This is a genomic window from Methanothrix sp. (genome assembly GCF_016706325.1).
GTDB lineage: Archaea > Halobacteriota > Methanosarcinia > Methanotrichales > Methanotrichaceae > Methanothrix.
Map to the genome: position 1 here is coordinate 361,579 of NZ_JADJJX010000002.1, position 13,353 is coordinate 374,931.

General features: G+C 45.5%; 5 protein-coding genes, 1 pseudogene and 2 CRISPR repeat arrays (1 of these 8 only partly in view). Of the genes and pseudogenes, 2 read left to right on the forward strand and 4 right to left on the reverse strand.

Translation table 11 applies throughout. The features are described 5' to 3' along the window. A CRISPR array of direct repeats spans positions 1–2,359; the repeat unit is 35 nt; unit sequence TGCAAAGCACATCCCGACGAAAAGGGAATTGAAAC (it extends 869 nt beyond the left edge of the window). A gap of 102 nt (positions 2,360–2,461) precedes the next feature. After that, positions 2,462–3,307 (forward strand): annotated as a pseudogene (gene tnpC / locus IPI63_RS11450) (IS66 family transposase); the annotation flags it as partial. 117 nt (positions 3,308–3,424) lie between these two features. Next, positions 3,425–6,430: a CRISPR direct-repeat array (repeat unit 37 nt; unit sequence ATTGCAAAGCACATCCCGACGAAAAGGGAATTGAAAC). 36 nt (positions 6,431–6,466) lie between these two features. Here tnpC and cas3 read toward each other — a convergent pair. Genes cas3 through IPI63_RS11470 form a run of 4 tightly spaced genes read right to left on the reverse strand, consistent with a single transcriptional unit; the run spans position 6,467 to position 12,189 of the window. Continuing rightward, on the reverse strand, positions 6,467–8,860 hold the full coding sequence (gene cas3, locus IPI63_RS11455) for a CRISPR-associated helicase Cas3' (protein ID WP_292478522.1): 2,394 nt from the start codon (positions 8,858–8,860) through the stop codon (positions 6,467–6,469). After that, entirely contained in the window at positions 8,823–9,569 is a 747-nt protein-coding gene (gene cas5 / locus IPI63_RS11460; protein ID WP_214064982.1) for a CRISPR-associated protein Cas5, read from the reverse strand. The genes cas3 and cas5 overlap by 38 nt, the downstream gene beginning before the upstream one ends. Positions 9,570–9,578: 9 nt before the next feature. Then, positions 9,579–10,664 carry a type I-B CRISPR-associated protein Cas7/Cst2/DevR gene (gene cas7i / locus IPI63_RS11465; RefSeq protein ID WP_292478524.1) on the reverse strand — a complete coding sequence of 362 codons (1,086 nt, stop codon included), beginning with the start codon at positions 10,662–10,664 and terminating at the stop codon, positions 9,579–9,581. 13 nt (positions 10,665–10,677) lie between these two features. Continuing rightward, positions 10,678–12,189, reverse strand: coding sequence for a hypothetical protein (locus IPI63_RS11470; RefSeq protein ID WP_292478526.1), 1,512 nt, complete (start codon positions 12,187–12,189; stop codon positions 10,678–10,680). 134 nt (positions 12,190–12,323) lie between these two features. On the opposite strand from IPI63_RS11470, the gene cas1 reads away from it, so the two are divergent. After that, on the forward strand, positions 12,324–13,337 hold the full coding sequence (gene cas1 / locus IPI63_RS11475) for a CRISPR-associated endonuclease Cas1 (RefSeq protein WP_292478527.1): 1,014 nt from the start codon (positions 12,324–12,326) through the stop codon (positions 13,335–13,337). Positions 13,338–13,353: the final 16 nt, after the last annotated feature.

Genomic DNA, 13,353 nt, shown 5'->3' on the forward strand with positions numbered 1-13,353 from the left:
ATTGCAAAGCACATCCCGACGAAAAGGGAATTGAAACGGTCGCAGTTTCAAGGGCCTGGTTCAATAGCCGGGCCGATTGCAAAGCACATCCCGACGAAAAGGGAATTGAAACATTTTATGCGCTTCCGACTGAGCATTAAACTTAGCATTGCAAAGCACATCCCGACGAAAAGGGAATTGAAACAATTGGAAAGATACTGGCATTAGGCTATCTCCACATTGTATTGCAAAGCACATCCCGACGAAAAGGGAATTGGAAACTTGGACAGGCGATGAGAGCTTGTTTCCGATCATGGTAATTGCAAAGCACATCCCGACGAAAAGGGAATTGAAACTTTAATGCTACTTATACGGAAGTAGAATATAAATAATTGCAAAGCACATCCCGACGAAAAGGGAATTGAAACGACTACATCCGATGGTTCAGGCAAGGTATGCCTAGGATTGCAAAGCACATCCCGACGAAAAGGGAATTGAAACATCAGGCAATTCGGGATGAATATGATATTACAGATTTCATTGCAAAGCACATCCCGACGAAAAGGGAATTGAAACGTTAACAACTGTGATGCGTGTGAACCCAACGATCCTGATTGCAAAGCACATCCCGACGAAAAGGGAATTGAAACTTCAATGTGTGCCGATGACGATATTAATATAAAAGAGGATTGCAAAGCACATCCCGACGAAAAGGGAATTGAAACTGTTGATAACATCTAGCATATGATGATACATTTCTTCGAATTGCAAAGCACATCCCGACGAAAAGGGAATTGAAACGAGGAGTTCCAAGTCGCCATTAACACAAATGTTACGGATAATTGCAAAGCACATCCCGACGAAAAAGGGAATTGAAACATTCCCGCCCACTCAAATACGCCTCAAGCGCTGCGATTGCAAAGCACATCCCGACGAAAAGGGAATTGAAACCAAAAATAGCCCCAAGCGCCACAACTCGACTGGTGCTATTGCAAAGCACATCCCGACGAAAAGGGAATTGAAACCTGAAGACCATCGACCAGGAGGATAAGTACTTCACAATTGCAAAGCACATCCCGACGAAAAGGGAATTGAAACTATAGTACTCTTTATTCTGGTGCCATACTTGGAGAAATTGCAAAGCACATCCCGACGAAAAGGGAATTGAAACACTGTATACCTCGATGCCAGAGGCATACAACGGCATAAATTGCAAAGCACATCCCGACGAAAAGGGAATTGAAACGATTGGAACTTCAAATTGTAATCTGTAATTATATATTGCAAAGCACATCCCGACGAAAAGGGAATTGAAACCACACGCCGATTTCAGCTGAGTCCCCATTTGGGTAGTGAATTGCAAAGCACATCCCGACGAAAAGGGAATTGAAACGCTCCATTGAAGCCTCAGCTATCTTCCTTGAAGTTTTATTGCAAAGCACATCCCGACGAAAAGGGAATTGAAACAGCTTTAGACGCTGGAGTCGAGACGCGCTCATGGCATTGCAAAGCACATCCCGACGAAAGGAATTGACAACCCGTTGATATCCACTTCAGCCCGGGAATTGAAACCGAATACAGCTCCTGTCTGAGGCGGTTTCGTATTGCAAAGCACATCCCGACGAAAAGGGAATTGAAACGGTGGAGCCGTCAGGGCTATGCTGGATTTTTACGTCTATTGCAAAGCACATCCCGACGAAAAGGGAATTGAAACGGAAGTGGCCATAATGTCAATGGATATCGAAATTATAAATTGCAAAGCACATCCCGACGAAAAGGGAATTGAAACGGAGACAAGTCCGGTACTGGTGGCTGCGCCTAACCCAATTGCAAAGCACATCCCGACGAAAAGGGAATTGAAACGGCCTCCAGATGATATGATCAGGAGCATTGAGGAGATTGCAAAGCACATCCCGACGAAAAGGGAATTGAAACGACCCTCCCGGATGCTGATAGGCGCCTCTCTGGATATTGCAAAGCACATCCCGACGAAAAGGGAATTGAAACCATGATTACATATGCTCCGGTTGATGAAACTACGGATAATTGCAAAGCACATCCCGACGAAAAGGGAATTGAAACTCTAATCCTAGATTTTACACTATTTATCTTGATAGTCTTATTGCAAAGCACATCCCGACGAAAAGGGAATTGAAACCTTGTCCATTCTGTTATATTGCTGTGTCTATTTCCAAGGATTGCAAAGCACATCCCGACGAAAAGGGAATTGAAACGGAAAGATGTACGGCGTGGTGGTATCCTGGCTGAAATTGCAAAGCACATCCCGACGAAAAGGGAATTGAAACGATCACGACAATGGCTACATATCCCACGAACCACATTATTGCAAAGCACATCCCGACGAAAAGGGAATTGGTACGTGTTTAGCTCTCACATGGTTCTTAATATTTTCCCACCACGCCGAAATAAATTAGACCGGAAAAATTAAGTAATATTATGTCAATAATCTTTAATTGAGAGTATGGACCAATCAGAGATCATCCGTCAACTTCAAGCTCAAAATGAGCAATTAAGGCTTGAGAATGAATTTCTCAAAGCCAGGATCCGTGAGCTGGAAGCCCGTTTAGCTCAATATGAAAATGCCCATACTCCGCCAAGCCTGCGACGTGGCCGCAATCGCAAAAAGGATAAGACCAACAAGGAAAGCCGGAGCCAAAAGTCGGGCGGTAACCAGACCCTCAGCTATCCCGGATAGCCAGGTTGAGGTTACAGCCGATCGATGCCCGGATTGCGGAGCAAAGCTTGCCCTTCCTTTTCGATTTGAGTCTAAGATTATCGAGGAAATTCCTGAACCACAGCCTGTCACAGTCACTGAATACAAAATAGCCCATTACGTTTGTCCATGTTGTCGGAAGGAGGTCGTTGCATCCGATCCAAATTGCCCACATGAAGGCAAATTCGGAAACAACGTTATTGCGCAGGCGACGCTTATGAGATACGCGGATAGGTTGCCTCACAGAAAGATTCAGGATGCTCTGAAGAGAATGCATGGCCTGGTATTAAGCCCTGCTACGATATTTGATCTGACTCGTCGCGCTGGGGAAGCAGTTAGGCCGGAATACGATGCCATCTTGGAAAGGATTCGTGGTGCTCCGATTCTTTACATAGATGAGACGGGGATTCATGTTCAGGGAGAAAAGCACTGGATCTGGGCGTTTACTACTCCGTTTGAGACCTTTTTTGTCATTCGAAAGAGTCGAGGAACGAATGTCCTGATAGAAGTCCTTACGCGGAAGTTCAAGGGGATAATTGTATGTGACGGATGGAAACCTTATGCTAGATTCACAAAAGGTTGCAGCGATGTTGGCTGACAACATGGGGACAGAGAGGATTGGATTGCCTCCAAATGCTAACCATAAGGCTGGCCAGCTAAACACGTACGGGAATTGAAACCTCTCCATCCCGAGGGTAACAAATGCCGCCAATTGTATTGCAAAGCACATCCCGACGAAAAGGGAATTGAAACTATTTGTAATGTTGATGTTACTTCAGAGTTTACCTGTGAATTGCAAAGCACATCCCGACGAAAAGGAATTGAAGACGAGTCTTAGCCCACGATTGCAAAGCACATCCCGACGAAAAGGGAATTGAAACTGCACTTGCAGGCCTGGAACCCCGCGCGTCTATGCGATTGCAAAGCACATCCCGACGAAAAGGGAATTGAAACAGGTCCAACATATTTTGAACTGTATCCGCATTTAGCATTGCAAAGCACATCCCGACGAAAAGGGAATTGAAACTCGTCTACAAGTTGGCGACCTGGCGTCTGGCAAAGTCATTGCAAAGCACATCCCGACGAAAAGGGAATTGAAACTAGACCCAACAATTGCCGCGATGTGACAGATTGTATTATTATTGCAAAGCACATCCCGACGAAAAGGAATTGAAACATTTCCCGTCGAAATTGGCCCAGCGTTCACGAACTACATTGCAAAGCACATCCCGACGAAAAGGAATTGAAACCAAATCTGGAGTTATCTTGTCAACAAGCTTACGCTCCTATTGCAAAGCACATCCCGACGAAAAGGGAATTGAAACTGCGTTGTTCCTTTCGCAGAATGTTTATGTGCACCACCTAATTGCAAAGCACATCCCGACGAAAAGGGAATTGAAACTTTTTTCCAGTGGCATACAAATGAAACCAACTCTGGTGATTGCAAAGCACATCCCGACGAAAAGGGAATTGAAACATGAATTGGCGTTCCCGAAGACACGCCAACTATCAAGTCAATTGCAAAGCACATCCCGACGAAAAGGGAATTGAAACGCGAATATTTTTGATGTATCCAGTTTTCAAGTTTATATTGCAAAGCACATCCCGACGAAAAGGGAATTGGAAACTTTTTTCCAGTGGCATACAAATGAAACCAACTCTGGTGATTGCAAAGCACATCCCGACGAAAAGGGAATTGAAACATGAATTGGCGTTCCCGAAGACACGCCAACTATCAAGTCAATTGCAAAGCACATCCCGACGAAAAGGGAATTGAAACTGGATGATCCGCCATTGTCCTTGAACCCTTGGAATTGACCGATTGCAAAGCACATCCCGACGAAAAGGGAATTGAAACAGAAATATCCAATCGGCAGGATAAAGAGAGACTCTATTGCAAAGCACATCCCGACGAAAAGGGAATTGAAACAGATGGTCTGAAGGCTGATCACGCAAACCTCTTGGTACCATTGCAAAGCACATCCCGACGAAAAGGGAATTGAAACACCTGCTTGCCGCAGACGTCTTCCGTATCTACAAGAATTGCAAAGCACATCCCGACGAAAAGGGAATTGAAACGAGGATCCAAAGGCTATACGGATGTTGCCCAGGTGCTCGATTGCAAAGCACATCCCGACGAAAAGGGAATTGAAACTTGTAAGGATCCTTGGTAATGCTTACGATTTTGTTGAATTGCAAAGCACATCCCGACGAAAAGGGAATTGAAACGGCCCGACCTCATAGCCCATATACAGGCCAAAACAGGATTGCAAAGCACATCCCGACGAAAAGGGAATTGAAACGTGACGTGTTCAAGATCGCCCTGCCGAACGTGATCAGGATTGCAAAGCACATCCCGACGAAAAGGGAATTGAAACCTTCGAGCTGGCTTGGCGACAAGCCGCTCAATTGCTGAAATTGCAAAGCACATCCCGACGAAAAGGGAATTGAAACTTTCTTACTCACCTCATAGATGATCTTTAGATCTTAAACATTGCAAAGCACATCCCGACGAAAAGGGAATTGAAACTGGCAACTTCTGTGGCTTGTTTGATGAGCACCGCCGTTCCGGATTGCAAAGCACATCCCGACGAAAAGGGAATTGAAACGCCCGTATGGCTATTATCCCGGATACGGCAATATTATCTATTGCAAAGCACATCCCGACGAAAAGGGAATTGAAACGATGACTCCGGGACAGACATGATAACCAAAGGGGTGAATTGCAAAGCACATCCCGACGAAAAGGGAATTGAAACTATGAGTTGAAGAACGATAAAAGTTAATGCGGTTATCATTGCAAAGCACATCCCGACGAAAAGGGAATTGAAACTCTTCTGCAAGCAGATGCGCTTACCCTTTCCGAAGCTAATTGCAAAGCACATCCCGACGAAAAGGGAATTGAAACTTCACGTCGAGGTCGCATACGACACCGACACCAGGATTGCAAAGCACATCCCGACGAAAAGGGAATTGAAACCCGTGGAGAGTGGAGGATATGCCTCGGAAGAGGCAATTGCAAAGCACATCCCGACGAAAAGGGAATTGAAACTCAGTTGTATAAGACCGTACAAAGTTCTTTACTTCAACATTGCAAAGCACATCCCGACGAAAAGGGAATTGAAACAGGTACCACGAGGGGATGATGGGCGGTATCTATGGCATTGCAAAGCTCATCCCGACGAAAAGGGAATTGAAACTTTGGCTGTTAATAATGGCGTTCACTTTTGGTTTTGTATTGCAAAGCACATCCCGACGAAAAGGGAATTGAAACATCGTTCCAAGCCTGGAGGTTTTGCCCGCGCCGGCCAGATTGCAAAGCACATCCCGACGAAAAGGGAATTGGGAAAATAGGCGTGCTGTAGCGCGCCGGCTCGATGATTGCAAAGCACATCCCGACGAAAAGGGAATTGAAACTAATATCCCAGATGGAGGACCAGTAATGAGTGTACCATTGCAAAGCTCATCCCGACGAAAAGGGAATTGAAACGGATTCAAGGCGATATGAATCACGGGATCGATGCCATAATTGCAAAGCACATCCCGACGAAAAGGGAATTGAAACAACACAGCAACAATCCACAGCCGGACACTTATTCAGGAGAATTGCAAAGCACATCCCGACGAAAAGGGAATTGAAACAGATCTTCTTATCCTCCCTGGCTAATCTGGATCTCAACATTGCAAAGCACATCCCGACGAAAAGGGGATTGAAGCACCGGGAGGGGGATGAGCACAGACAACCGAATTATTCTAACTGCGCCTCAAGTCAAGGCCAAATTCTGAGCTATAATCGGCATCAACAATCTTTATCTTTCTATCATCATCTTCGTGGGCCTGTCCTTTATTCTTTAATCGCATAAACTGGCTCCATCGAATTGAAACAAGCATCTGGCTTGCCTCTAATGGGCTGTCTTCAAGAGCTTTGTCGTATTCGCTCGATAGACATGCAGGTAATACTTCAACACTATCAAACGCTCGATAAAACTCATCCTCTAGCCCTTCATCTGAATTGAAGGCACGAAGATTAAGCAGAACGCCTTCCCAAAACTCATTATACGTATCCTGGTATTCATTATTCCAATCTTCTGCAATTTCGCCTTGATAGATTTCATCAAGCCAATCGGACAGTTTGGCTTCGTCGATAAGCATACCGTTATTTTTTTCCAGAACTTTCAATGATGCTTGTACCAATGCTTCATCATAGATCATCTGACCATCTGCAGGCTCTCGGAAGACATAAACCGGCGAGAACGATTTCAATCTCCGTCGATTCACCCGTCCAAAACGTTGCAGCAATGCCTCTAGCGGAGCAGGATCCGTATAAATCACATCTAAGTCGATATCCAGGCTGACCTCGACGACCTGTGTTGCTATCAGTAAAATCGCTTCTCTTTGGCTAGAATTCGATCCAGTAGCCTGGCGCACTTTTGTCTCCTTGTCCAGCCGATCCTTCCCATTGAAACGACCATGAAGCAGGACGATCTCAACTTCAGAACCTGATTTCTTTAGTATATTATTAAGCTCGGTATATGCGTCCTGCGCTCTCCTAACCGTATTGCAGCATACCAATATGGATTGTTCTTCTTGGATAGACTTGGCGATTTCATTTAATATCCCTGGACTTAGCAGATCACCATCCCTCAGTACGAGTCTATGGCGCTGAAATCTAGCATATAAGTCCGCCGATGCATGGCTCATGGAACATTCTCCCAGGGCATCCTCCAAACGATTGCGCAATAGGCTTGGCAGAGTTGCGGACATTACTAAAAATCTGGCACCAAAATTTTCTCTGAGATATTTTACAGTGGCGAGGATCAATGCCAATCGCTTAGCTTCATAGGCATGAACTTCATCTAAGATGAATACTGCATTAAAACAATCTGAGAGCAATGATTCATATCCCTTTAGGCAATAAGGCCCTTTCAGAATCTGGTAAGGGCTTAGAACACGAACCGGGTAATAATTTAGACGGGCTAAATTGTTGAGCCATTTTGCAGAACGTGCGGCTTTTTCGGGAGATTTATCTTCAAGCATTCTCCTGTAGTATGCTAATGTACTTCTGCTGTGCTCCAGGCCAACTTGACCAGGGAATACACCATTTTTTGAATTATTCAAACGATCATACATGGCATTCATGCTGGCCTGAAAGGGCAAGGTGTAATAAAGACGGGGAACCGGTTGTCCATTCTCAGCTTGAGCTACTGCCCAAAGCAATGATGCTTCTGTCTTGCCGCTACCTGTAGGCGCCATCAGTATTGCCGATCCATGGCATTTCATACAATCTGTTTGATGAGAATAGGGACTGTAAGACGCTCCTGCTGCAGAGCTCCACAGCTCTAGCAATTTATCGGGTCCAGCCAGGTTTGATGAAGGCAATTCTCCTGTGTGAGCAGATGCGAGATGGTCAGAAGATATGATATACCCTCTCAATGCAATCGTGCTTATGAAAACAGGCTGCTCCCCTCTTCGATCGATGTTTCTGATCCAACGCTGATATGTATTTAGCCATTTTCGGATGCTTGCTGGACCCTGACTTTTTATGATGCCAATTGCCTCAGACTGAGGCGGCAAAGCAATAGCTTTTATTCCTCTTTTATTGAGATTTAGATCATCGATCCAAGTCTGCTGGCATTTTATCAGCCAATCCCACATCCCGATTAATGTAGCATCATCAATTTCTGCAACCATATTAGCCAAAAAATTGTTATAAGGATCGCTCCTTTCGCTGTATGCAAATTGAATCTCCTTTGCATCTTTATGATGTGAAACAATGGCCGCTGCCACCCAAATGCGTTCTTCATCAGTTAACCCTTCAGCTATCCATTCAAGAAACATTAGCGACAGCACTTCATGCCGATGAGGCCAACGCTTGCCACCTCGCAGCATTTCCTGAAAACCCTTTGCAGCCTTGCCAAAGTCGTGAAGAAAACCCGCCCAGAAAAGACAGTTCCAGAGATCTGGAAAGCCAATTTGCTCTGGCAAATTTGGGCGCAAATAAATTGTCTCTGATAATCTCTCCAGCAGGCTCCAAGTATGTTGGGTCAGAAGCTCTGGCTTTTCATCCCGCCCCTTCAATGCACTCTTTGCCCAGATGTCACTCATTCCATCAGGCCAAACTCGGCTGATCATCATATTCTCCAACAAAATTATGGAACCACAATCCAAGATGAGCATTTTCTATTTGTGGCGAAGTGGGATCGATCAAGAAATTGTTATACTCTGGATGATCTTCGTATCGAATAAATTCCGTATTATTTATACGGCGGTTGAGTATCACGTACCTTGCAAAGGTTGGCTGCCTGCCGTTTGCATAGTCGAGATATCGAGGCATTAATGCCACGTACCCTCGCCCCATCCTGAGCATCATCTTGTAGGGCGCAAGAGTGTGTTCAAAATAGGCTCTCTCCGCCTTTTCCAGTTCTAATACGCTAACGCTGGTATACGAAAATAAATCCTGCGATCGTCCTAAAACCACTGGATAGAATGGGCTTTTAAAAGCGCATTGCCATTCAGGTTTATTTAAGTATAACACCAATTTGGGCTTGAAAAGCATACTTCGCTTAAAAGGATTGACTGTACCCGCCAGAACCTTTGGAGTCTTCGTTCCAGGAAGGTTTCCAGTGGACGGCGCCAGTACGTGAATATGTTCAACATCATCAAACGAGCCTTTATGCGAAAAATGATAGGCAAACTCTATCCCATTTGGCTCGATCCACTCGCCCATTGCACTGCATATAAGCCCATAAATGGTTGCAGGTGGTGGCATTTCGAAAGTAGGATGGATGCCCTGCATGAAATGAGGGTAGCGGAAAGATGTCGTCAATCCTTCCGCTACTATCTTTAATACCTTCATCTGAGACCCTCATTCTAACCAGACTGAGTTTTCTGGTTTTTTCATTTCTGCAATCAAGTTTTTAAAGGCTTCACGCGGATGGCCCAGTTTTATCTCCTTTCCATTTTCAGTTTTAGCCTCTGTAGTTTTTGCGAAAGCCTCGATCTTATTTCGTTCCTCCTCAGAATATCCACGAACCCATCCTATAAAAATATCCGATACTATTTCATCATTGAAGATTTGCAATGATTCTTTTAGCGCCTCAAAATTAACCTCAGGCCGTCCCTTATTCTCACCAATCACATGGCTGAAGATATGGTTGCCGCCCTTTGTTACTGCAAGAATTACTACAACGGGGGAAACATCAGTATAATGAATAGATAGCTTCGCTCCACCCTCTATCTTAGCCATCCCTTCAAATAGCGATGTTATGCGCTGTAGACGTTGATCTTTTGGCAGGCGGTAAGCCTTTTCATCCTCAAGGAGCTCTAAATTTTCTGTTTTTGCCTGATCAATTCTGACATCATCAAGATTTCTGAATCCCGTCTTTTTTTTATACCAGAAAGTGCCGCTCGACTTAAGGCTCAAAGAGAATAATCCTTGAAGAGTAGTGCGGTAAAATTGATGCTCATGCGGCACTGGATCGCCATCTTGTCTGGACATGACACCAAAGTCATTAGTGGGGCGCACTGGAGCTATTGATACGAGCGTGCTCACACGAAAAGGCGAAGTGCGGGTAATTGTATCTGTTGTTTCTGTCTCGCCCATTCTTGAAGAGTCAGCTTCCCTTTTTGCTTTTGCAGATTCGCGTTTAGAGGGTGCTCGCATATATCCAAAGAGATCATCATCCCACCACTTGATTGGATTAGCATCTGTGTATGCGATTTTTTCCTCTCGATAAACTGGAGCCGATTTCCAGCCAAAATCACTTTGTTGGAGTGTCTGCCTTAACCAATAGCGGAATGCTTGAGCGGAAATGTAAGGATAGAAGCCCTCATTGGTTCGAATCACTTTGACGCCAGTACTATTATCATAACGCTCTCCTTCAATGGCTCCGAGGTTATTTAATGCAGATGCATTCGCATCGATTAGGAATAATCCTGTCACGTAGGTCATAATTTAGCTCTCCTTATTCTGACGCATTATCGTTTTTGTCTTCTTCAGACATTTCTCCGACATTCTTTTCGATCCATTTTAGATCGTAGAGGCGTTCAATCATGCGAATGAGAACTAGATCGCGTGCAAGGCGCCAATCAGATCGACCATTATCATCCAGATCCTCGAACACCTCCACAAAAGGATCGAATCCGATAATTGGAGGTTTGCCCTTTTTGAGTCTATATCGATTTACACGAATCAAAGCATTGCGAATAACGTCATAGCGACTCTGCTCACCATAGAATGTCGAGAAAAATTTTTTATCATTCTCTTCATTTATATAATCAGCTAACTGATCGCCAATTTCACGAATACGATTAATTCGGCTTTCTTTCAAATGCATCACCTTCTTCAAGAAAAGCTCAGTGAGTTTCCATGATACAAGACTTGCATCATCCTTGAGTGAGTAAGCTCGTCTGGGATCATCGCTCGATGCATTTCTGGTTGGTATGCGCAGAAAATAGCTGCGCACAAACCTGGGTGCTTCTTGCGGCAACCGGAAAAGATCCTCATAAATATAATTGCGACGACGTAATGTATCTTCTTTCTGCATCTCCCCTTTCTCTTTTTTGCCTTTCTTTGGGCGGGCAAGTTGCCAGGCGCGTTTTGCTACATTATCCCACTCAGACTTGTATTCTCGACTTTTAATAGACCATAAAAAATCTAATATATCCATGGGCAAATGATAGATCTCAAGTGGTGGATTGCGTGCATCAAGGGGATTGGATTGACCGAAATTGCTGAAGTGGTATGCGGTCAAAGATGCAGGATTATGTTCTTTTTCAGCATTGTAGCGCTCCTCATCTGCAAGTAGCAATGTCTCTATCAGAATGGTTTTGGCGGGACCTGCCTCGGGAAGCTTGCTTTCATTTTGCTCATGTGCTAAAGTTAGTGCCTTCCGATTTCTCTTGAGAAATTCTCTAGCAAAAAGTTCAATTATCTCGGAATTATCAGAATGAACTGCCAGAAGCTTGCCACCACATTTGGCGCAGCCCAGTGGCATGGCCTGAATGCACAAAAGAGCCTTGCCCGATATAGGTAAGCCCGAATCTCCATCAGAGAAAAAATTGATCTGACCTTCTCCCAAGACAAGAGGCAAATGCTGCCGGAATACCCTTCCAGGGGGATACCCTTCTTTGTCGCTCAATGCTAGTCCAATTGTTGGCTCTCCAGTAAACACACAACGTTCTTCTGAATTTGTTTCACCTCGAAAGCTTCTTGTGACAAGTTTGGCGTATTCAGATCTTTTTTCAGGGTTCTTTTCGAATGCGGGTTGAGTGAAACCAGAGTTGGGAAATGCTACAGTCAAAAATGATTTCATTGGATTGATAATATATTCTTTTGATATAAAGTCAGCCATCTTGTCGAAGTCGGCTTCATTGAGATCGGAGATCTCCCTATTGTGATTTAATGGAGTCTGGCAGAATGCCAAGATGGTAGCAGCTCCAACATCGAATAATGGGTGCCCAGTATACTTTAGCATCTTACACACCATATTACTACTTTATTATTCTTGCATGACTAACAATTTTGTTTTCAGCTTGCTCATGAAACCAAATAAAACTTTCCCCTTGTCCGCCGAAAGTAATATCCCCTATGAAACCAATATTTCTTCAAATGTCGCGCATCATCCTCTCCGACCGGGGCACCTTCCTGGGCAAATCCAGCGAGCAGTTTCGCATCACCAGAAGGGATCTGCCCGATGTGCTCGTTCCTGCCAGAGGGGTAGAGCAGATACTGGTCCTGGGCAGTGGCATCTCCGTCTCCTCCGATGCCATTCAGATGGCGGACGATCTGGGGGTTGAGGTGGTCTTCGCCAGCTACTACGGCAAGCCCCTGGCCAGGCTCATTCCCGCCAGCTTAGGGGGCACAGTGAGGACCAGAAGGGAGCAGTACTATGCCTACAACGACTCTCGCGGAACCGATCTGGCCTGTTCCTTCGTCCGGGGGAAACTGAAGAATCAGGCCTCCCTCCTGAAATCATTCGCGAAAAAATGGAAAGGCCAAAAGGAGGACTTATGGCGAGAATTTCGCGCGAACTCAAGCCGGATCGAGGAGCTGATCCCCAGGCTGGATCTCATAAAAGGGCAGGTGGAGCTTGTCCGGGGAGAGATCATGGGGGTGGAGGGAATGGGAGCAGAGATCTACTGGAGGACCTGGGCCCGGCTGATCCCGGACGACTGGGGATTCCCCGGCCGGGACTACCCTGCAGCCAGGGATCAGATCAACTCTCTCCTGAACTTCGGCTACTACGTTCTGGAGCAGGAGGTCTGGGCAGCAACCCTTTATGCGGGCCTGGACCCCTATGCCGGCTTTCTACATGCCGACCGGCCGGGCAAGGAGAAGCTGGTCTACGATATGATGGAGGAGTTCAGGCCTTTAGTGGTGGACAGAGTGGTGGTGAGCCTGGCTAAAGAGATGCGGCCCGGCCACTTCCAGGACGACTGTCGCATGACCAAGGATGGCATAAAGATCGCCTCATCGGCATTCTACGGCCGGCTTGATGAGAGCATAACCTATCGGGAGAAGAGGCAGATCTTAAGAAACATCATCCGCTCTCAGGCATCAGCAGCAGCAACATTCCTCCGCGGGGAGAGACCATGCTACGAGCCATTCACCCCTCGATGGTGATTGAGATTGAGGTGAT

Bases quoted from the DNA above. Each gene is read 5' to 3' on its own strand.
- cas7i (WP_292478524.1), bottom strand. From the start codon at position 10,664: ATGACCTACGTGACAGGATTATTCCTAATCGATGCGAATGCATCTGCA.
- cas1 (WP_292478527.1), top strand. From the start codon at position 12,324: ATGTCGCGCATCATCCTCTCCGACCGGGGCACCTTCCTGGGCAAATCC.
- IPI63_RS11470 (WP_292478526.1), bottom strand. From the start codon at position 12,189: ATGCTAAAGTATACTGGGCACCCATTATTCGATGTTGGAGCTGCTACC.
- cas5 (WP_214064982.1), bottom strand. From the start codon at position 9,569: ATGAAGGTATTAAAGATAGTAGCGGAAGGATTGACGACATCTTTCCGC.